At 36.2% G+C, this 19801-nt stretch carries 20 protein-coding genes; 6 read left to right on the top strand and 14 right to left on the bottom strand.

Annotation, left to right across the window (positions count from 1 at the left end; translation table 11 throughout):
* Positions 1-13: 13 nt before the first annotated feature.
* The 4 genes from I6U49_RS10085 to I6U49_RS10070 all read right to left on the bottom strand — a co-directional run bounded on the left by I6U49_RS10085 (position 14) and on the right by I6U49_RS10070 (position 4341).
* Complete coding sequence (locus I6U49_RS10085; protein WP_193710774.1) at positions 14-652, bottom strand: peroxiredoxin; 639 nt, start codon at positions 650-652, stop codon at positions 14-16.
* 183 nt (positions 653-835) lie between these two features.
* Complete coding sequence (gene nhaC, locus I6U49_RS10080; protein WP_198628580.1) at positions 836-2323, bottom strand: Na+/H+ antiporter NhaC; 1488 nt, start codon at positions 2321-2323, stop codon at positions 836-838.
* A 134-nt stretch (positions 2324-2457) separates the two neighbouring features.
* The gene (locus I6U49_RS10075; protein ID WP_198628579.1) at positions 2458-3036 is read right to left on the bottom strand and encodes an outer membrane beta-barrel protein; all 579 of its coding nucleotides are present in this window, start codon (positions 3034-3036) and stop codon (positions 2458-2460) included.
* A 102-nt stretch (positions 3037-3138) separates the two neighbouring features.
* Positions 3139-4341: an aminotransferase class I/II-fold pyridoxal phosphate-dependent enzyme gene (locus tag I6U49_RS10070; RefSeq protein WP_198628578.1), complete on the bottom strand. Its 1203-nt coding sequence runs from the start codon at positions 4339-4341 to the stop codon at positions 3139-3141.
* Between the two features lie 232 nt (positions 4342-4573).
* Here I6U49_RS10070 and I6U49_RS10065 point away from each other — a divergent pair, with 232 nt between their 5' ends.
* A complete protein-coding gene (locus I6U49_RS10065; RefSeq protein ID WP_198628577.1) occupies positions 4574-5032 on the top strand; it encodes an Lrp/AsnC family transcriptional regulator in 459 nt (152 codons plus the stop codon).
* Between the two features lie 101 nt (positions 5033-5133).
* A complete protein-coding gene (gene lpdA, locus I6U49_RS10060; protein WP_198628576.1) occupies positions 5134-6540 on the top strand; it encodes a dihydrolipoyl dehydrogenase in 1407 nt (468 codons plus the stop codon).
* Between the two features lie 197 nt (positions 6541-6737).
* On the opposite strand, the gene I6U49_RS10055 is transcribed toward lpdA, so the two are convergent.
* Together I6U49_RS10055 and I6U49_RS10050 are read right to left on the bottom strand one after the other, a co-directional pair.
* Positions 6738-7376, bottom strand: coding sequence for a hypothetical protein (locus I6U49_RS10055; protein ID WP_198628575.1), 639 nt, complete (start codon positions 7374-7376; stop codon positions 6738-6740).
* A 6-nt stretch (positions 7377-7382) separates the two neighbouring features.
* Positions 7383-7877 carry an RNA polymerase sigma factor gene (locus tag I6U49_RS10050; protein WP_198628574.1) on the bottom strand — a complete coding sequence of 165 codons (495 nt, stop codon included), beginning with the start codon at positions 7875-7877 and terminating at the stop codon, positions 7383-7385.
* A gap of 180 nt (positions 7878-8057) precedes the next feature.
* On the opposite strand from I6U49_RS10050, the gene I6U49_RS10045 reads away from it, so the two are divergent.
* Positions 8058-9365: an NAD(P)/FAD-dependent oxidoreductase gene (locus I6U49_RS10045; RefSeq protein WP_193710782.1), complete on the top strand. Its 1308-nt coding sequence runs from the start codon at positions 8058-8060 to the stop codon at positions 9363-9365.
* A gap of 236 nt (positions 9366-9601) precedes the next feature.
* Here I6U49_RS10045 and I6U49_RS10040 read toward each other — a convergent pair whose 3' ends face one another.
* Positions 9602-10036, bottom strand: coding sequence for a hemerythrin domain-containing protein (locus tag I6U49_RS10040; RefSeq protein WP_193710783.1), 435 nt, complete (start codon positions 10034-10036; stop codon positions 9602-9604).
* A 191-nt stretch (positions 10037-10227) separates the two neighbouring features.
* Here I6U49_RS10040 and I6U49_RS10035 point away from each other — a divergent pair, with 191 nt between their 5' ends.
* Genes I6U49_RS10035 through I6U49_RS10025 form a run of 3 tightly spaced genes read left to right on the top strand, consistent with a single transcriptional unit; the run spans position 10228 to position 12619 of the window.
* On the top strand, positions 10228-11553 hold the full coding sequence (locus I6U49_RS10035; RefSeq protein WP_198628573.1) for a 2TM domain-containing protein: 1326 nt from the start codon (positions 10228-10230) through the stop codon (positions 11551-11553).
* Positions 11553-11867 (top strand): 2TM domain-containing protein, encoded by a 315-nt coding sequence (locus I6U49_RS10030; RefSeq protein WP_198628572.1) that lies wholly within the window; start codon positions 11553-11555, stop codon positions 11865-11867. Before I6U49_RS10035 ends, I6U49_RS10030 begins: the two co-directional genes overlap by 1 nt.
* Positions 11867-12619, top strand: a complete 753-nt coding sequence (locus tag I6U49_RS10025) for a LytR/AlgR family response regulator transcription factor (protein ID WP_198628571.1) — start codon at positions 11867-11869, stop codon at positions 12617-12619. Before I6U49_RS10030 ends, I6U49_RS10025 begins: the two co-directional genes overlap by 1 nt.
* 293 nt (positions 12620-12912) lie before the next feature.
* Here the strand turns inward: I6U49_RS10025 and I6U49_RS10020 are convergent, their stop codons facing one another.
* The 7 genes from I6U49_RS10020 to I6U49_RS09990 all read right to left on the bottom strand — a co-directional run bounded on the left by I6U49_RS10020 (position 12913) and on the right by I6U49_RS09990 (position 19777).
* Positions 12913-13713, bottom strand: a complete 801-nt coding sequence (locus I6U49_RS10020; protein ID WP_198628570.1) for an anti-sigma factor — start codon at positions 13711-13713, stop codon at positions 12913-12915.
* On the bottom strand, positions 13713-14243 hold the full coding sequence (locus I6U49_RS10015; protein ID WP_193710788.1) for an RNA polymerase sigma factor: 531 nt from the start codon (positions 14241-14243) through the stop codon (positions 13713-13715). Before I6U49_RS10015 ends, I6U49_RS10020 begins: the two co-directional genes overlap by 1 nt.
* A gap of 103 nt (positions 14244-14346) precedes the next feature.
* Positions 14347-14943 (bottom strand): superoxide dismutase family protein, encoded by a 597-nt coding sequence (locus tag I6U49_RS10010; protein ID WP_193710789.1) that lies wholly within the window; start codon positions 14941-14943, stop codon positions 14347-14349.
* Positions 14944-15040: 97 nt separating this feature from the next.
* A complete protein-coding gene (locus I6U49_RS10005; RefSeq protein WP_198628569.1) occupies positions 15041-16252 on the bottom strand; it encodes a bifunctional alpha/beta hydrolase/OsmC family protein in 1212 nt (403 codons plus the stop codon).
* Between the two features lie 293 nt (positions 16253-16545).
* Positions 16546-17304, bottom strand: a complete 759-nt coding sequence (locus tag I6U49_RS10000) for a 3-keto-disaccharide hydrolase (protein ID WP_198628568.1) — start codon at positions 17302-17304, stop codon at positions 16546-16548.
* 169 nt (positions 17305-17473) lie between these two features.
* Positions 17474-18529 carry a sugar phosphate isomerase/epimerase family protein gene (locus tag I6U49_RS09995; protein ID WP_193710792.1) on the bottom strand — a complete coding sequence of 352 codons (1056 nt, stop codon included), beginning with the start codon at positions 18527-18529 and terminating at the stop codon, positions 17474-17476.
* Between the two features lie 108 nt (positions 18530-18637).
* Positions 18638-19777, bottom strand: a complete 1140-nt coding sequence (locus tag I6U49_RS09990; RefSeq protein WP_198628567.1) for a Gfo/Idh/MocA family protein — start codon at positions 19775-19777, stop codon at positions 18638-18640.
* Between the last annotated feature and the right edge of the window lie 24 nt (positions 19778-19801).

Genomic DNA, 19801 nt, shown 5'->3' with positions numbered 1-19801 from the left:
CTTTCCCTTTTTTTTAATTCAAGCTTAAGTAAGAAGCAACACCATCTCTATTGGCATTCATTGCTTCTTTACCTTCTTCCCAGTTTGCAGGACATACTTCACCTTTTTCCTGTACGTGCGTATATGCATCTACAAGTCTTAAAAATTCAGCTACGTTTCTACCAAGAGGCATGTCGTTTACTCCTTCGTGGAAAATTTTACCTTCTTCATCAATAAGGTAAGTAGCGCGGTAAGTTACATTGTCTCCTTCTAAAGTAACATCTCCTGTCTCTTCATCATAAGATTCACCGGTAATATCTAAAATACCAAGACGAGAACTTAGGTTTCTGTTAGAATCTGCAAGAATTGGATATTTAACGCCTTCAATCCCACCATTGTCTTTTGGAGTATTTAACCAGGCGAAATGTACTTCAGGTGTATCGCAAGAAGCACCAACCACCATTACATTTCTTTTCTCAAATTCTTCTGCAGCTTTTTGAAAAGCGTGTAATTCTGTAGGGCAAACAAAGGTGAAATCTTTTGGGTACCAGAATAACAATACTTTTTTCTTGTTTTTCTGAGCTTCTTCCAAAATGTTTAATTGAAAGGTGTCACCCATTTCATCCATTGCATTTACGCTTAAATTTGGGAATTTTTTTCCTACTAAAGACATATTACTTCTATTTTTATTGGTTTAACTTTTTTTCTTATTTGAGTACAAATTTAGGGAATGATTCCGTAGAAAAAAGTTATTCAAATTTTAAAATCCTATTTAGTAATAGTTTTTGTTTATGCGTATTTAGTTTTTTAATAATTAAATCTTATTTATCCCTTTAAGCCCTATTATTGTTGAATTTTAAGCAGTTTGAGTTTTAGTTGATTGACTTAGCTCTTTAATTTTTATACCCAAAGCGGCAAAAAGTAAAGTCATAAACGGACTCAAATAATTAAAAAAGGCATATCCTGCATAATTTAATGTAGGCACGCCTAAAACTCCACTATGATATGCGCCACAGGTATTCCAGGGAATTAGTACTGAAGTAACAGTTCCCGAATCTTCTAAGGCTCTACTTAAATTTTCTGGGGCCAGGCCTTTGTCGCGGTAAGCTTTAGCAAACATTTTTCCGGGAACCACTATAGCTAAATATTGGTCTGAAGCGGTTGCATTTAAGGCTAAACAGCTAAAAACCGTACTGGCAAATAAGCCGAAGGTGGTATGAAACAAATTCAATAACGCCCTGCTTATTCTTGCCAGCGCTCCAATGGCTTCCATAATTCCACCAAAAACCATAGCGCAAATAATTAACCAGATTGTTCCAAGCATTCCCGCCATCCCTCCGGAAGAAAATAGGTCATTTAGGTTTTTATTGTCGGTTTCTACCGCAGTATCTACGGTAATGGCATTCATTACCCCACGATAACCACTAACAAAATCTAAATCTGTAGTGCCTGCAATTTGCGCAACTATGCCCGGTTGAAAGAGTAGGGCAGCAATAGCCCCTAAGAGGGTTCCCAATAAAAGAGCGATTAAAGGGGAGGTTTTTTTAACGATTAAGGCAATTACAATGGCTGGAACGAGGAAAAGCCAGGGAGTAATTTTAAAAGATTTTTCTATTGAAGCCAGGATAGCAGAAGTATCAGTAGTCCCTGATGTTTCCAAATTAAGTCCTATAATTATAAAAATAAGTATGGTTATGCTTATGGTTGGAATTGTGGTTATGGTCATATACCTAATATGGGTAAACAAATCGGTTCCTGCCATTGCAGGTGCCAGGTTTGTAGTGTCGCTTAAAGGCGATAGTTTATCTCCAAAATAAGCTCCGGAAAGAATGGCCCCGGCAGTCATTCCTACCGAAATCCCTAAAGCTTCTGCTATACCTATTAAGGCAATACCCACGGTTGCAGAGGTGGTCCAGCTACTTCCTGTAGCCACCGAAATAACAGCACAAATAATTACACAGGCTGCTAAAAATATGGTAGGATTTAATATTTGGAGACCGTAATAAATCATGGTAGGTATAATGCCTGAAATAAGCCAGGTCCCTGCCAGGGCGCCTACCATTAAAAGAATAAGAATAGCTCCCGCCGTACTTTGGATGTTACCGGCAACTTCGTCTATCATTTTCTCATATTTTACCTTGTTGAAATATCCAACAACGGCAGCTACAGCACCACCCAATAACAGGATAAATTGATTGGAGCCACTTAAGGAGTCGTCGCCAAAAACAAAAACATTAAAAGCAAGCATAATAATAAGCGCAAAAACAGGGATTAATGCAGGCCAAATGCCAAGTTCTTTATTGGTAGAAATTTGTTCAGTTTGAGACGAGTCCAGATTTTCCATTAAGATATGAAATATAAGATGAAACCTTTTTACGAGGTTTTAGTTGAAATTATATTAATTAAATTTTAATTTTCGCTGGTAATTTTACGATTTTACACGAAAATGAGCAAGTTTTCCTTAAAACTATAATTTAATTAAAATTTATAGCCCAGTCCAAGTTGCACACCAAATGAAGTGAGTTTTTGATGATTGCTTTCTTCTTCAAAAGGAATAACGGCATACCTTCTAAAGTTTGGATTTATAAAAATACTAAACTTGTTAAATGCATATTGTGCACCCAGGCCAAAGCCTACACCAATTCCCACTTGTGGATCTACAGATTCACTTTCTGATCCCTGAAAATCCATCACGGGGCCGCCATTCACGAAAAAATAATCTAAAAAACGAAAGTTGGCAAAAATGGGTATAGAGGTAGTTTGTAATTCTTCGGTGCGCGTAGTTTGCCCGGGCATAGGCGCCGAGGTTATTAATACTTCTCCCCGCCAGTAATTGAGCCCGGTTTCCAGGGCTATATTATCGGTTACATCAAGCAAATACCTAAACCCAAATTCATACGTGTTTTCAATATCATAACTGGCAGCTCCATCAAGATTATCTTCTGTGAACAAATCACTACCGGTAAATCCATAGTATAGTCGTATCTCATTTTGGGTTTGAGAAAAAGCAGTAAAGCAAAAAAGTATAAAAAACAGGAGGAGTAGAAGTTTCTTCAAAGTTTTATTTTTTTGTGAATATACAAAAAAGAAAAAGTTCGAAAATACAGTCATTGATTATCAACTGTACATTCGAACTTTCAGGTAACTTCTGTGAGTGTTCTATTTTAAAATGCCTACTTCCTGCATACAGGATTTCATCATTTTATAAGTGCGTTCTATATCGTTGTCTAAACCAATAGAAAATCGAATTAAACCATTGCTTAAGCCCATTTTTTCCTGTTCGTCTATTGGAATTTCAGAAGAAGTGGAACTTCCGGGTGCACTAAAAAGTGTTTTATAAAAACCTAAGCTTACGGCCAGATAGCCCAGGTTTTTTTCTTGCATCAGTTCCATTAGTTCGTTGGCTTTTTCAAGGCTACCAACATCTATGGTCAATAAACCTCCAAATCCATAATCGGGATTCATCATTTTTTTAAAGGTTTCGTGGCCGGGATGACTTTTTAATCCGGGGTAAACGGTTCTTAATCCATCTTCCTGAAATTTTTCAGCCAAAAACATAGCATTTTTGCTATGTTGTTTAATCCTAATGTGTAGAGTTCTTAAGTTCTTTAAAACTGAAGCAGCTCGCATACTATCCATCGTTGGTCCCAACAGCATATTTGCACCATCATTTACACTGCGAAGTGCATTGATGAAATCCTGTGTTCCGCAGGTTACTCCGCCAACCGTATCGCTGCTGCCATTTATAAATTTAGTTAAGCTATGTACTACCACGTCGGCACCCAATTCTTTCGGACTAATGGAAAGTGGGGAAAATGTATTATCTACCACAAAACTCAGTTTATGTTTTTTGGCAATTTTAGCAAGGACTTCAATATTGGCCACCTCCAACAAGGGATTGCTTACCGATTCGCAGTACAGGACTTTTGTGTCTTTGGTAATGGCAGCTTCAACCTGTTCGGGATTGGTAATATCTACAAAGGAGGTTTGAATATTAAACTTCGGAATAAAATTTTTTAAGAATGCATAAGTGCCACCATATACCGTTCTGCTGGAAACAATATGGTCACCGGCCTGGCACAATTGAAGTAGGGTAGAGGTGATAGCTCCCATGCCACTAGCCGCTACATTCGCGGTTTCAGTACCCTCCATAGCGGCAAGCGCTTCGCCTAAATATAAATTTGATGGTGAAGAATGCCTGGAATATAGGTAACAACCCTCAGCATTTCCTTCAAAAGTATCGAACATGGTTTTTGCTGAAAGAAAAGTATAGGTAGAAGAATCAGAGATAGAAGGATTTACGCCTCCATATTCTCCAAAGTATTGAAGATCCTGAATTTTATCGGCAGGTTTATATTTCATCTTTATGTTATTTTAAATTCCTATAAAAATATACTTATAAAGAATTAAAATCAATTTAAAATTATATAATTAGTAAATAAAACTGTTTAAATTGAGTTGTTTAGAATTAAATTCTATATTTAATTTAAATTTCCAATACTTTAGAAAATTTTTCATTTAAAGTCCAGATAAATTTCAGCGAAAATATAGCTCTATCGATTTTATAGTATTAATGCTCCAACATAAATCAACAATGAATTTAGACCAGAAAGACCTTCAAATATTAAAACACCTGCAGCAGGATAGTAAAATGACTAATAAAGAAATTGCCAACAAGTTGCAGCTTTCGGTTACCGCGGTTTTTGAACGTATAAAGCGACTTGAAAGGGAGGGGGTGATTTCAAAATACGTAGCGCTTGTTGCTCCTCAAAAGGTAGCAAAGAATTTTATGGTTTTCTGCCAAATAAAACTTATTCAGCATTCCCGGTCTTATCTCACCAAGTTTGAAGCTGAGGTCACTAAACTTACCGAAGTTTTGGAATGTTATCACGTTAGTGGAGAATATGATTATATTTTAAAAGTTCTTGTAAAAGACATGGAAGCCTATCGGGAATTTATGGTGACAAAGCTTACTAATTTAGACCATATTGGCAGTACCCAAAGCACCTTTGTAATTAGTCCTGTAAAAAATACAACTGCAATAAACCTTTGATTTCTAAATTTTAGAATGTATAATTCCTTCATTGGTCATTGATTTGAATAGTTGTACTTTTGTGTTTACTTTATTAGAAAAATAATACAAAAATTAAAATTATGAGTAAATATGATGTTGCAGTTATAGGTTCTGGCCCCGGAGGCTATGTGGCCGCTATACGCTGCGCACAACTGGGAATGAAAACTGCTATCATAGAAAAATATTCAACTTTGGGAGGAACCTGTCTTAACGTAGGGTGTATTCCAAGTAAAGCATTGTTGGATTCTTCTCACCATTACCACGATGCTGTAAAACATTTCGAAGAGCACGGGATAGATATTCCGGGAGAGGTAAAAGTAAACCTTGAGAAAATGATGGAGCGTAAATCTTCAGTGGTAAGTCAAACTTGTGATGGGGTGAAGTTCCTGATGGATAAAAATAAAATAGATGTTTTTGAAGGTGTAGGTTCTTTTAAGGATAAAACCCATATCAATATTACAAAAAACGATGGGGAAACCGAAACCATTGAGGCGGCTAAAACCATTATTGCCACAGGCTCAAAACCGGCTAACCTTCCGTTTATCGAGTTGGATAAAGAACGAGTGATTACTTCTACTGAAGCTTTAAAATTAAAAGAAATTCCTAAACACATGGTCGTGATTGGCGGTGGTGTAATTGGTTTGGAACTAGGCCAGGTTTACCGTCGTTTGGGAGCCGAGGTTACCGTAGTAGAGTTTTTAGATAGAATTATTCCTACTATGGATGCTGCGCTTTCAAAAGAGCTTCAAAAGGTGCTTAAAAAGCAAGGTGTAAAATTCCATACGTCTACTAAGGTGAAATCGGTAGAGCGTAAGGGAGATGAGATTATTATAAAGGCAGATGATAAAAAGGATAAGGAAATTGAAATAAAAGCAGATTACTGCCTTGTTTCTGTTGGACGTAAGCCTTTTACCGACGGATTAAATGCTGATGCTGCCGGAGTAAAAGTTGATGATAAAGGCAGAATTGAAGTAAACGAACACTTGCAAACCAATGTAGATAATATCTATGCTATTGGCGATGTGGTAAAAGGTGCGATGCTGGCCCATAAGGCCGAAGAGGAAGGAACTTTTGTTGCTGAAACTATTGCGGGACAAAAACCACATATTGATTACAATTTAATTCCGGGTGTTGTTTATACCTGGCCTGAAGTTGCCGCAGTAGGAAAAACCGAAGAACAACTTAAGGAAGAAGGTGTGAAGTATAAGGAAGGAAAATTCCCAATGCGCGCCCTTGGACGTTCCAGGGCAAGTGGCGATATAGACGGATTTGTGAAAATTCTTGCCGATGAAAAAACCGATGAGGTTTTAGGCGTACATATGATTGGTGCACGTACCGCCGATCTTATTGCTGAAGCTGTTGTTGCAATGGAATACAGAGCATCTGCAGAAGATATTGCCAGAATGAGCCACGCACATCCAACCTATGCTGAAGCCGTTAAGGAAGCTGCTCTTGCCGCTACCGAAAATCGTGCGCTTCATGTGTAAGTAGAATTTAATAGTTATATAAAAACGGCTGTTTGGTTTTTTCAAACAGCCGTTTTCTATTTTATCCACTGAGATTTAAATAAACCCTTTGGCCTGGTAAGAAATCTCATTCTGAACTCGTTTCAGGGTCTAAGCTTAGTAAACCTCCCAACTTTTATATGAATTAGGTAAAATAAAAGTAGCTTTTAAATGAGAATCTACACTTCCAATTTTTTTAATTCTTTATAGTTATTATTTAATCTTCGCAGTAGAATTCCATAAATAACCCGGTAAAATAGCCATATTAATCCAAGAAACACAGCAAGTCCTCCAATCATTATTACTGCAAACATTAACCATTGTAAAGGAGTAAAACTGTACTTTTCGATATCTTCTACTGTAGTGCTTGAAATATGATAATCCATCATAAAATAAGTGTAGATTAAAGCAACTAATGCTGTAGAAATCAAAATATAACCTATATAGTACTTTACGGTTTTTCTGGTTCGTAAAATATTTTTCATTAACTGAGCTGCATTATCTGTAGAAGATATTTTTCGGTAGTTTTTATAGAAGCAAAAAATAAAGAAAAAAGTAATGCCGTAATTAATTACATAGGTGGCTACGGTAAATTCTTTTAGATGAATACGCTCCATTTCCTCCCAATATTCATGGTCTGCCATAAAAACCGTAATAAGTGCCCAGAATAAAAATTCAATAATACTAATTACAAAAATCCATTTTACTATAGAAGAAGATCGCTTCCATAGCATTTGGTATATTTGGTTATAGGAAAGATGGGGTAAGCTGCTTTCCCGTTTTTTCCAGTCTTTTTTTAATAAATCCAATCCATCCATTATTCACTACGGATTTAAAATGTTCTTTAATTTTGTTTTTACCCTATTCATCTTCACTCTTGCATTTACTTCAGTAATACCAAGGGTTTCAGAAATGTCCCTGTAGTTTTTATCTTCCAGATATAAAAAAACAAGTGCCTTTTCAATATCATTTAATTCCTGAATTGCGGCATACATTACTTTTAATTGTTGCTCGGTTTCATCGTCATATTCTTCTGCTTTAATCTTAAAATCTACCGTATCAAAATCTTGTGTAGGTATACTTCTTTTTTTCTTTCGGTATAACGTAATAGCAGTGTTAAGTGCCACCCGGTACATCCAGGTACTAAATTTTGCTTCGCTCCTAAATTTTGGGTAAGCTTTCCAGAGCTGAATGGTTATTTCCTGAAAAAGATCGTTATGCGCATCTTGATTATTCGTATAAATACGGCAAATTTTATGTGCAATATTCTGGTGCCTTTCCAGGTTGGTTACAAATTGATGTTCTAATTCCTTGTTCACAATAATTGGTTAGCAACTTATATGTAGCGCAAGTACCTGCAATGTTACAAAAAAGTATAAATTCGCGTTAATGACACTTTATTTTTTCCACTAAAGAATCAGAAAACTTAAATTTGAAGGCACTACCGCGATAATTGTGGTATTTTATAATCTCTAATTATTGGAGAAAAACCAAGTTTTATGAATATTCCAAGAACAAATTTACCTCGAGTCGTTATTATTGGTGGCGGTTTTGCAGGAATGGCCATGGTAAGAAAATTGATTGGCGAGGACGTACAAACTGTAATTCTAGATCGGCATAATTACCATACATTTCAACCTTTGCTTTATCAGGTTTCTACCTCCGGTTTAGAACCCGATTCTATTGCGTACCCGATGCGTAAAATTACACGAAACAGCAAGAAATGCCTTTTTAGGATGGCTGAGGTAAAATCTATAAATCCTGAAAAAAGCCTTATTGAAACTTCTATTGGAGATTTAATTTACGATTACCTGATAATCGCAACGGGATCTAAGACCAATTTCTTTGGAAATGAAAGTATTGAGAAAAACGGAATGTGGATGAAAACGGTTCCACAGGCCCTAAATATTCGTAGTTTGATCCTGGAGAATTTGGAACAGGCGGTAATTACCGATGATCCTGAATTAAGAAAAGCACTGCTAAATTTTGTGCTAGTGGGTGCCGGACCAACCGGGGTAGAATTAAGCGGTGCCATAGCCGAACTTAAAAACCATATTGTCCCTAACGATTATCCCGATATTAATCCTAATGAAATGAATATTCATCTTTTAGAGGGACTGGACAGGGTTTTACCCCCAATGAGCGAAAAATCTTCTAAGAAAGCTCATAAGTTTTTGGAAGAACTCGGTGTGAAAGTTCATTTAAATACTATGGTAAAGGAATATGATGGGCATTTGGTAACCACCAATACCGATCTTAAATTAAAAACAGAGACTTTTATTTGGGCAGCCGGGGTAACAGGGGCACCGGTTAAAGGTTTAAAGGCCGGGGCATTGGTAGAAAAGGCCAATAGATATGAGGTGAACGCTTTTAATCAAATTAAAGGATACGAAAATATTTTTGCCATAGGTGATATTGCTTTAATGCAAACCAAAGATTATCCAAAGGGGCACCCAATGGTTGCTCAGCCGGCAATTCAGCAGGGAAAACACCTGGCCGCTAATATTATGAATATTGTGAATGGTAAAACCCTGGAACCTTTTAAATATAAAGATAAAGGGACTATGGCCACGGTAGGAAGAAATAGGGCAGTAGTAGATTTAGATAAAGGCTCTTTTGGCGGCTTTATGGCTTGGTTTATCTGGATGTTTGTGCACCTTTGGTTTCTTATTGGCTTTAGAAATCGTTTGGTGACTTTCTTTAACTGGCTATATAATTATTGGAATTATGATAAAGCGGCCCGACTAATTATTAGGCCTTTTAAAGGCTATGAAAAACAAATGAAATTAGATAAAGAAGAGATATAAAAAGAAAAAAGAGAAAGAGACTGTTTGAGAATTTTTTAAAAACGTCATCCTGAATTTATTTCAGAGCCTGCCCCGATTCTTTATCGGGGATCTAATATGATGATAATTAAAGAACATGTTAGAAGCTGAAACAAGTTCAGCTTGACGAGAATAAACTTTTTCAAACAATCTCTTTTCCTTAGCCTGACTTTCCTCAATTTAATTTATTCCGAAAGCTTATTAATTGGCCTTTTCAATTATCTCATTTTCTTAATTTCTTTATTGTAATCTTCGGCAAGGGAAAGCTTTTGGTTATCGGTTAGCGCTTTTCCGGCCATTTGAAAAACTTCCTGTTCTTCTTCATCTAAATGATGAATTACCTTATGCTCCAATTCTTTTGCGATTTTAAGCCAGTTGGAAGCATCCATCTCTGTGTCTTCCAGTTGTTCTATAAGCTCATCCATCTCGTGATGTTCAGCTACACTGTGTCTGGCTTTTTCCTGGGTAAGGTCTTTTTTTATTAAAGGAATATAAAAATGCCTTTCTTCGGCATCTGCATGAATCTTTAACTCGTGTTTTAATTGTTCAAAAATCTTTTTACGCTCTTGGGTATCGCCGTGGGTTTCTACTAACTTGGCAACAAGATGTCGCTGTATTTCATGCTCCTGTCGTAAAGCTTCAAAAATATTCATAATTTAGGTATTGGTTGAAGTCCTAAATTATTGATTTATATGTTAAGAAATATGTAAACCATGTTTTTTGATTAACAGTTTAAATCGATTCTAAAGAAATGACAGTTCAGGTTCGTTTTTTTACAATTCAGAAATAATAATTAGTAGTATAAATTGCTTTAACCCATTTTAGTGTTCTAATTTAAAAATAGATGAAGTTTATTCTGAAAATATTAAAAATAAGTCTTGGGGTTGCGGTATTTATTATCTGTTTAGAATTAATTTTTGGCGGTTTTGAATTCGAGAAATTCCGGAATTTAGAAGTCTGGTTTATCTTCTTTACATACAGCTTTATACTCACTTTAATTAACGGACTTTACTTTTGGTGGTTTGGTGAAAAAATAACCTGGGAAGAAGCCACTTTAAAAAAAGTCCTGTTTGGAGCCTTGGGGTCTATTATTTTAACCTTAATTGGTTATTTCTTTTGCCGGGTTTTGCATTACGTGGTTTATAACGGAATCCCATTACAGGAGTTTTGGACAAATGAGAGAATAAATAATTACCTGTTTCCGCTACTTTTTACCACCATTATTTCCCTGTTTTTCCATCTTATATATTTCTATAAGGCTTTACAGGAAAAAAAGGTTAAAGAACAGAAAATTATTGCCGGGGCTGCTTCAGCCAAATTTGATGCACTTAAAAATCAATTAGATCCGCATTTTTTATTCAATAGTCTCAATGTGCTGGCTTCACTTATAGATGAAAATCCAGATCAGGCGCAACGATTTACAACCGGCTTGTCTAAAATTTATCGATATGTTCTGGAGCAAAAAAATAAAGAGTTAGTGAGTCTCGAGGAAGAATTAAAATTTGCCACTACGTATATGAAATTATTGAAAATGCGTTTCGAAAACAGTATTGAATTTGAAATACCCGAAAAAATTTCCAATGAAGAAGCCAAGGTGGTGCCTCTTTCCCTTCAGCTACTATTGGAAAATACCATTAAGCATAATATTGTAAGTGAAAACCGCCCTCTGAAAATAAAAATTTATGAACAAGACGAATTTCTTATAGTCGAGAACAATTATCAGAAGAAAGAAATACTGAGTAATAGAAAAGGCGTGGGCCTACAAAATATTGTAAATAGGTACAATGAAATTACGCAAAGAAAAGTATTAATAAATCAAACTGAAGAAATTTTTAGGGTAAAAATTCCTGTGTTAACCAAACAAATATCAATTATGGAAACAAACGAAATCGATAAGGAAAATGCTTATTTTAAAGCAAAGCAAAGAGTAAAAGAGATGAAAGAATTTTATGGGAATTTGATCTCTTATTGCGTGGTAATCCCATTTTTAATTTTTATAAATTATAGCACATACTGGGGCTTCCAATGGTTCTGGTTTCCGTTATTTGGATGGGGGATTGGGCTAACAATTCATGGGTTCTCTGTATTTGGATATGGTTCAGAGTGGGAAGAGCGCAAGATTCAGGAAATAATGGATAAAGATAAACTAAAAACAAAATCCTGGGAATAATGAGAACTAATTATAAAGAGAATTTTAGTTATAAATCAGCTCAAAAAAGGGTAAAGGATATTAAAGGCTTTTATGTTCATCTGATAATTTATCTGTTTGTAAATATCGCCATTTTTGTTGTCACCACTCAGGGTGAAGGATTTATAAGTGGCTTATCTAATTTATCAAATTATAGCACCATATTCTTTTGGGGGATAGGATTGTTTGCTCATTGGGCCAGTGTTTTCGGACCTAATTTTATTTTTGGAAAGAAATGGGAAGAACGGAAAGTAAGGGAATACATGGAAAAAGAAGAAAAGCAGCGTTGGGAGTAATGAAAATAGTAATTGTAGAAGACGAAAAACCTGCTGCCCGGCGTTTGCAAAGAATGCTAAATAAAATCGGTTTAGAAGTAAACGTGATGTTGCATTCGGTGAATGAAGGAATTGCCTGGTTTAAGGAAAATACTGCACCAGACCTGGTTTTTTTAGATATCCAATTAAGCGATGGCATCTCTTTTGAAATTTTTGAAGAAGTAACAATAAATAGTGCCGTTATTTTTACCACAGCCTATGATGAATATGCACTAAAAGCCTTTAAACTGAACAGCGTAGATTATTTGTTGAAGCCTATAGATGAGGAAGAATTGATCAATGCTGTAACCAAGTTTAGAGAAAATTATCTGCAAAATTCACCAAAAATAGATTTTGATGCTTTCAAGAAAATCCTGGAAACAGGAACAAAGCCAGATTATAAATCTCGTTTTACGATTCAGGTGGGCCAGCATTTAAAGATTATAAATACCGAAGATATTTGTTGTTTTTATTCAGAAAATAAGACTTCTTACCTAACTACTAATACCGGAAGGAATTATCCGGTAGAACTCTCGCTAGAAAATCTGGAAAACGAACTAGATCCTGAAAATTTCTTTAGAATTAATAGAAAATCTATCGTTAATATTAACTGTATAGAAGATATTATTAGCTATACCAATAGTCGATTAGAGATTAAGCTGAAAACTTTTAAAGAGTTTCAACTAATCGTAAGTAGGGAGCGTGTGCGAGATTTTAAAAACTGGATTTCTTAAATAACAGTGTTAAAATCTAAGTAAACAAAACCCAAAGCTGTGTTTTTACGTATATATCTTTAGACAGTGGGGTAATTCAAATCTAATTTGCTACTAGCCCCGGTTTTCTTGAATTTTTTTTGGTTGGTTAAGTAAGGGTTTGCTGTATGTTTACAGCAGGCCTTTATTTTTTATGAATTAGAATTAAGAGATACTGGCTTTTTGTTTATCAATGTTCTATTTCTAGAAAGTGTTGCTAGTTTAGTTTTCACTAAGGGCTTAGTCTCCTTTTTAATAAATAATAAGATGTTTATTTATGGAGCGGCTACGGTACCTAAAACATATAGCTGATCCATAGTTGGAGTCTCACTACCACCTTCAGGTTCTAAAGTAATTCCAAATGCTTCAGACTGGTTTTGGTTTTCAAGACTAAAAACTTTATTGTCATCGGCTTTAAAATCTGCCAGTAAACCTATACTGGTAGGGGTAAGTGGTTGCATGGTGAGGGACCATACCTGGTAAACTTTTCCTCTTGGTGGTTCAGGAAGGTCTTTTGCATCTATATAAGCGGTATTATCACGGGTGTTCCAATATACCGAGGCATAAGCTTCCGGAGCTACTTCCTGCCCCCTTAATGGGATGCGCTGTACATTTTTATCCCTAATAATTGCCAGTAATTCCTCAGCATCTTTTGCATTCTCCCTGGCATTGGCAATTTGCTCTTCCATTTGCACATTTCTGGCTTGTGCTGTACGTAATTCTTCTCTTAAATTATTGGTACGGTTAAAGAAGGTAAAAAGTCCTATAAGTAATAATAAACTAGCTGCCCAACCGGAATAGGTAATCCAACTTATGGTTCTAACTGGTCTTTCAGGAGTAGTTTTTGCAGATGTTCCGGTTAATTTATCTTTTATACTGGTAATTAAATGTTCTGCATTATTAGGTGCAGTAGCAGCCGATAAATTGAGTAGAGCTTTTTCAATCTCCTCTACTTCGGTTTTAACTTCCGGGTATTTTTTAAGCACACGGCTTACCTCCCGACTTTCTTTTTCAGAAAGCGCGCCATAAACATAGAGTTCCAGGATTCCAGATGATATGTACTTTTTAATATCCATTACTTAATAACCATTGCTCTTAACTTATCGATACAAATTCTATTACGGGTTTTTACCGTACCCAGTGGCATATCTAATTCTTCTGAAGTTTCTTTTTGTGTATATCCCTTAAAAAAAAGATAATCTATTAATTTCTTACAAACCGGTTTTAAAGCTTTAACATACTTTTTTAGGCCTATAGCATCTACTGCTTCAGAGAAATTTGTTTTTGCCTCTAATATATCTACGAAATTATCAGACGTAAGGTTTTGTTGATTGTTCTTAAAACTTTTAGACCTTATCTTATCTATGGCAGCATTTCGGGCAATATTAAGAATCCAGGTGAAAAACCGGCCTTTATTAGAATTATAGCTTGGGGCTTTGTCCCAAATTTTTAAGAATACATCCTGTAGTACTTCTTCAGCTATGCTCTCATCCCTAACTATACTATAAATAATACCATAGGTGCTTTCTGAATACAAATGATAAATACGTTCAAAGGCACGCTGGTTACCGTTTTGAAGTTCTAGAATTAAAGCATCTTGTTGCATAAAGTAGTATGTGGCTTGCCCAGTAAAAGTATGTAAATCTCTCGCCTCAAAAAAATAAAAAGCGGCATTTTGCCGCTTTTTATTAAAAATTATGTGAAAAAGATTACATTTTTATAACTCCACATCCAACTCTGGTTCCTGCAGCTCCAGAAGGTTGAGAAGTAAAATCGTCTACACCATCGTGTACAATAATCGCTTTTCCAACAATATTTTTGTTATCGTCTTCACAACCTATACACCATTCATCGGTTGTCATAGTAATAGTTCCTTCACCATTGGCATCAACTTCAAAGTTTCCTATATCGCCTTTGTGGTAGCCCTCGGCATCACCCCATTTCCCGTGTTTTTCATTGGTTGGGTTCCAGTGGCCCCCGGCAGAGGTTCCATCTTCAGCAGAGCAATCTGCTTTTTGGTGAATGTGTATTGCGTGCTTTCCTTCAGCCAAACCTGTAATGGTCGCTTCCATAGTAACTTCACCATTTTCTTGAGTGAAAGTTACTTCTCCACCTAGATCACTTCCACTTTTAGGCTCTAAAGGCACGGTAATCTCTTTAATTTCTTCTTCTTTTTCCATGCTATCCATTTCAGAATTCATTTCTGTTTCGGCAGCATTTTCTGTTTCATTTTCTTTCTTTTCGTTTTTACAACCTATAATAAATAAAGAGGCGCAAAATACTAATGATAAACTTATTCGTTTCATAATCTATGATTGGTTTTAGATTTAACAATGCTAAATTAATTTTATCGCATGGTATAGCCAAAAGATTTAAGGATAGGTTAACAACCCTTAGCCTGGTTTAGATCAATTTGGTTTTTATAGTTGTGGTTGAAGTAAGACTTTTATGCACGGGGCAACGGTCTGCAATTTCCAGTAAACGCTCTTTTTGTTTTTTGTCTAAATCTCCATAGAGCTTAATCTCTCTTCTAAAAGTATCGATTTTGGTATTGCTTTTTTCACAATTTTCGCAGTCTTTTTGATGTTCCCTTGAGTAATACACGTGGGTTTCTACATCGTCAAGAGGCCATTTTTTTCTCTTAGCATACATTTGAAGCGTCATGGAGGTACAGGCAGCCAGACCTGAAGATAAAAATTGATAGGGGGTAGGGCCATAATCTTTCCCTCCAGAGCTTATAGGTTCATCTGCCAAAAAGCTATGATTTCCTGCTTTCATTCTTGTGGTAAAAGCATCTTCTTTTTCTAAGCCTGCTACAACATCGGCATTAGATTCTGGAATTTCTTTATTCGGAATGCTTAAATACCTTGAAGCCCAGGTGGCGATTACATTACCGGCATAAGTTGCGTCTTCCTTATTACTTAAAAGATGTTCAGCCCCATCCAAAGAAACAAAACTTTTTGGATGTCTTGCTGCTATATATAATTCTTCGGCATTTTTAATGCCTACAATCTTATCTTGCGGCGAATGCATAATTAAAAGCGATTTTTTAAGCTTGTTTAGATAAGAGGTTAATTCATGTTTATCAATATCTTCTAAAAATTGTTTTTTAAGGTTAAAGCTTCTTCCGCCAATATTCACTGTTGCGTTGCCATTTCTTTCAATCTCTTCTACACTGTCTTCTATTAGATGTTGAACATGCGCGGTGGTAGAGGGAGCGCCAATAGTAGTTACTGCTTTAACCGATTGTAAGTCTTTTGCAGCAAATAATACTGCGGCACCACCAAGGGAGTGCCCAATTAAAAGGCCGGGTGCTTTAAATTCCTGCTCTAAATAGGCAGCAGCCGCAAGTAAATCCTGTATGTTTCCTGAAAAATTACTATTTGCAAAATCGCCCTTGCTTTCACCCAGTCCGGTAAAATCAAACCTTAGGACGCCATAACCGTTTTGTGCGAGGGTTCTACTTATATTTTTAGCCGCAAAGAAATTTTTATTGCAGGTAAAACAATGAGCAAAAAGAACAAAATTATGAGGATCCTGGTCTATTGGTAGTTCTAGATAGCCCGATAAATCATTACCCTGGTTGTTTTTAAAATTTACTTTTTCGGTTCTCATTACTTTATTTTTTACTTCATAAGCTTTAAGTATCAAGACCTCGAGACATGTCTTGAAACCTAAAAATCTTTTTATGGGCACCGCCAAAGGGTGCAATAACCCGAGGCCTGCCTCGAAATTAAAAATTTGTAGGTTTCCCAACAGATTTCTTGATAATTTACAAATTGTTTAGTACAAGTACTAAAATAAAAAAGAGGCTGTCTGAAGAGTATATTTTCGTCAAGCTGAAATTAATTCAGGATGACGGTTTTAAAATCTTTTCAAACAGCCCCAATTATAAAATAGGAATCAGGTTAATCTAATTCTCTAATTTTAATATTTCTAAACCACACTTTGTCTCCGTGGTCCTGAAGAGCAATATGGCCTTCTTTGGTTTTTCCAAAGTGTTCCCAATCTTTAAACTTAGAGTTTGCTACCAGTTTATCCCATTCTTCACCATGAACCGGGAATTCTGTAATTAGCGTACCATTTAAACGAACCGAACCTTTATTGGTTTTATGGTTAATTTTTATAACAGTTTTGTTCCATTCTCCGGCATTACGTGATTTATCTTCACTGGGTGGCATCATATCATAAAGAGCTCCGGCCTGCCTTATGGGACCGTTTTTGGCATCAGGATGCAGTTTATTGTCTAAAATTTGAATTTCAGGACCGGTTAAATAAGGTTCAGAAAACTCCTCACTTTCCTGAACGCCCCACATAATCCCGCTGTTTCCTGCTTCTGAAATTTTCCATTCTAATGAGAGTTCAAAATTGGCATAGGAGTTTTTAGAAATAAGGTTTTCTGTGCTTTCTCTTTTTCCCTCTGCCGGGGTAAAAGCGATAGCCCCATCTTTTACCTGCCACTGGTCTGATATTGAATCGGCATTAAAAGCTTTCCAACTTTCAAGGTTTTCGCCATTAAACAAATGGGTCCAATTATCTTCATTATTTGCCATGGCGGTACTATCTACAGTTTTATCGGCTTCCTGTGTTTTTTCATCTTTTTTATCAGATTTACAGGAGGTAGATAATATGGCTAAGGTTCCTAAAATTAAAATATTTTTCTTCATTGGTTTTTGGTTTTTTGCTCAATAATAGAGATTTATCCGCTCCGAGGCTTGGCTCGAAATCAAAAAAATCATTTATTGTCTCGTTGGTTTTTCAGAAGGTAACTTATTTAAGAGAATTACAACTCTTCTTAATTTATATTTGAAATAATATAGGGTTTATTTTATAAATTTAGTTAATTCCTAAGATTCGTTTTAATTTCTCTTCATCAACTTCGCTGCCTGCGAAATCGTCAAATTTCTTTTGGGTAGCTTCAATAATATGACTTTTAATAAAAGGCGCACCTTCACGCGCACCCTGTTCTGGCGATTTAATGCAGCATTCCCATTCAAGAACCGCCCAAACATCACAGCCATATTCGGTTAATTTAGAAAATATAGTTTTAAAATCTACCTGGCCATCTCCTGGATGTCTGTACCTTCCTGCACGGTCTATCCAGTCACCATAGCCACCAAACGAACCTTTTTTTCCGGTAGGGTTAAATTCGGCATCTTTTACATGAAACATTTTTATGAATTCGTGATAATGATCTATGTACGAAATATAATCTAGTTGTTGTAGCACAAAATGACTGGGATCATACAGTAAATTTACCCTTTTGTGATTATTTGTGGCTTCAAGGAAACGCTCAAAAGTTACCCCATCATGCAAATCTTCACCCGGGTGAATTTCGTAACAAAGATCAACTCCCTGTTCATCAAATTCATTTAAAATAGGCAACCATCGTTTTGCGAGTTCCTGAAACCCCATTTCAACCAGGCCTTCAGGTCTTTGTGGCCAGGGGTGCGCGGTATGCCAAAGCAGTGAACCGCTAAAAGTTCCGTGCACATCTAAATCAAAATTCCTGCTGGCACGAGCTGCGCTTTTTAATTGTTCTACGGCCCACTGGGTTCTTGCCTTTGGATTGCCTTTAACTTCATTTGGAGCGAAATTATCGAACATAGTATCATAAGCCGAATGTACCGCTACAAGTTGGCCCTGTAAATGAGTACAAAGCTCGGTTACTTCTAGACCATAAGAAGCTACTTTTCCTTTAATTTCCTGGCAATACTCTTTGCTTTCACCGGCTTTCTTTAAATCTATTAGAGCCGATTCCCAGGTGGGGATTTGTATTCCTTTGTATCCTAAATCTGCAGCCCATTTACATAAACCATCCAAACTATTGAATGGCGCTTTAGAATCCATAAATTGTGCTAAATAAACCGCAGGTCCTTTTACTGTTTTCATCTCTTTATAATTCTGAACCCAAAGTGGGAATTTTTACAGGTTTAAATTACTTACCTGTATATTACTTATTTTATGTCCAGCATTATGCTGGTTCATCTTACTAAAATTTTATGAGTCTAATTTCACCCAAACGTTCCCTTTATTATGGGAGTCTACTACTTTTTCAATGAAATTCATTCCGCGTACTCCATCTTTCATCGTAGGGAACTCTGCCGGATGATATTTTTCGCCATTAATAGCTTTTGCTACTCCTTTGTAGATATTACCCATAGAATCGAAAATGCCTTCGGGATGTCCCGGAGGTAGTTTTGTTCCGTCTAGCGAAAGTGCTGAATTATACTCGTGCCCGGGTTTTAAAACTTTTATTGGTTGCCCATCTTCCAATTTATAGAGGTAATTTGGGTTTTCCTGTTCCCATTTTAAGCCGGCTTTTTTTCCGTAGATTTTTACGGCAAAATTATTCTCTTCCCCGGTTGCGATTTGGCTGGACCTTAGTACTCCTTTTACATAATCTGAAAAGCGAAGCAGCACAGTACCATCTACATCCATTTTATTATCTGAATACACATAGTTTAAATCGGCTAAAAGTTCTTTTACCTCAAGCCCCGAAACGTATTCAATCATATCAAAGGCGTGTGTTCCAATATCACCAATACAACAGCTTATACCACCTTTTTCGGGATCGAGCCTCCAAATACTGTTTCTTTGATCCTTATCATGAATTATAGGGTTTATCCAACCCTGGTAATATTGTACATCTATTTTTTGAACCTCTCCAATCTCGCCTGTGGCAATCATTTCTTTCATCTGGCGAATCATTGGATAACCTGTGTAGGTATAGGTGACCGCGAAAATAGTTTTCGATTTATTGAGGGTTTCTTCAAGAATTTTAGCTTCTTCAAAAGTAGTGGTCATTGGTTTTTCACAAATCACGTGAAATCCATTTTCCAAAAGCTGCTTGGCCATAGGGAAGTGCAGGAAATTTGGCGTTAGAATAGAAACCACTTTTATACGCTCATCTTCCGGTAGTTTTGTTTCTTCTGTAATTAAATGATCCAGGTCTTGATAAACCCTATCGGTTCCAATCCCCAATTCCTTCGCAAACTTTTTGCTTTCGTCTAACTCAGGATTGAAAACGCCTCCTACAAAATCAAATTTATCAAACATAGAAGAGGCTACCCGGTGTAAAATTCCGATAAGGGAATCACCACCACCGCCTAAAACTCCTAATTTTATTTTTTTACCCATACTATTCTATTCTTTTACTGTGTT

It is taken from the genome of Salegentibacter maritimus (genome assembly GCF_016236915.1).
Classification (GTDB): Bacteria; Bacteroidota; Bacteroidia; order Flavobacteriales; family Flavobacteriaceae; genus Salegentibacter; species Salegentibacter maritimus.
Note: the sequence above shows the minus strand (reverse complement) of the source record. Positions and strands in the feature narration are given on the sequence as shown.

Coding starts and splice junctions, on each gene's coding strand:
- I6U49_RS10085 (WP_193710774.1), bottom strand. CDS start 652: ATGTCTTTAGTAGGAAAAAAATTCCCAAATTTAAGCGTAAATGCAATG.
- nhaC (WP_198628580.1), bottom strand. CDS start 2,323: ATGGAAAATCTGGACTCGTCTCAAACTGAACAAATTTCTACCAATAAA.
- I6U49_RS10070 (WP_198628578.1), bottom strand. CDS start 4,341: ATGAAATATAAACCTGCCGATAAAATTCAGGATCTTCAATACTTTGGA.
- I6U49_RS10065 (WP_198628577.1), top strand. CDS start 4,574: ATGAATTTAGACCAGAAAGACCTTCAAATATTAAAACACCTGCAGCAG.
- lpdA (WP_198628576.1), top strand. CDS start 5,134: ATGAGTAAATATGATGTTGCAGTTATAGGTTCTGGCCCCGGAGGCTAT.
- I6U49_RS10055 (WP_198628575.1), bottom strand. CDS start 7,376: ATGGATGGATTGGATTTATTAAAAAAAGACTGGAAAAAACGGGAAAGC.
- I6U49_RS10045 (WP_193710782.1), top strand. CDS start 8,058: ATGAATATTCCAAGAACAAATTTACCTCGAGTCGTTATTATTGGTGGC.
- I6U49_RS10040 (WP_193710783.1), bottom strand. CDS start 10,036: ATGAATATTTTTGAAGCTTTACGACAGGAGCATGAAATACAGCGACAT.
- I6U49_RS10035 (WP_198628573.1), top strand. CDS start 10,228: ATGAAGTTTATTCTGAAAATATTAAAAATAAGTCTTGGGGTTGCGGTA.
- I6U49_RS10030 (WP_198628572.1), top strand. CDS start 11,553: ATGAGAACTAATTATAAAGAGAATTTTAGTTATAAATCAGCTCAAAAA.
- I6U49_RS10025 (WP_198628571.1), top strand. CDS start 11,867: ATGAAAATAGTAATTGTAGAAGACGAAAAACCTGCTGCCCGGCGTTTG.
- I6U49_RS10020 (WP_198628570.1), bottom strand. CDS start 13,713: ATGGATATTAAAAAGTACATATCATCTGGAATCCTGGAACTCTATGTT.
- I6U49_RS10015 (WP_193710788.1), bottom strand. CDS start 14,243: ATGCAACAAGATGCTTTAATTCTAGAACTTCAAAACGGTAACCAGCGT.
- I6U49_RS10010 (WP_193710789.1), bottom strand. CDS start 14,943: ATGAAACGAATAAGTTTATCATTAGTATTTTGCGCCTCTTTATTTATT.
- I6U49_RS10005 (WP_198628569.1), bottom strand. CDS start 16,252: ATGAGAACCGAAAAAGTAAATTTTAAAAACAACCAGGGTAATGATTTA.
- I6U49_RS10000 (WP_198628568.1), bottom strand. CDS start 17,304: ATGAAGAAAAATATTTTAATTTTAGGAACCTTAGCCATATTATCTACC.
- I6U49_RS09995 (WP_193710792.1), bottom strand. CDS start 18,529: ATGAAAACAGTAAAAGGACCTGCGGTTTATTTAGCACAATTTATGGAT.
- I6U49_RS09990 (WP_198628567.1), bottom strand. CDS start 19,777: ATGGGTAAAAAAATAAAATTAGGAGTTTTAGGCGGTGGTGGTGATTCC.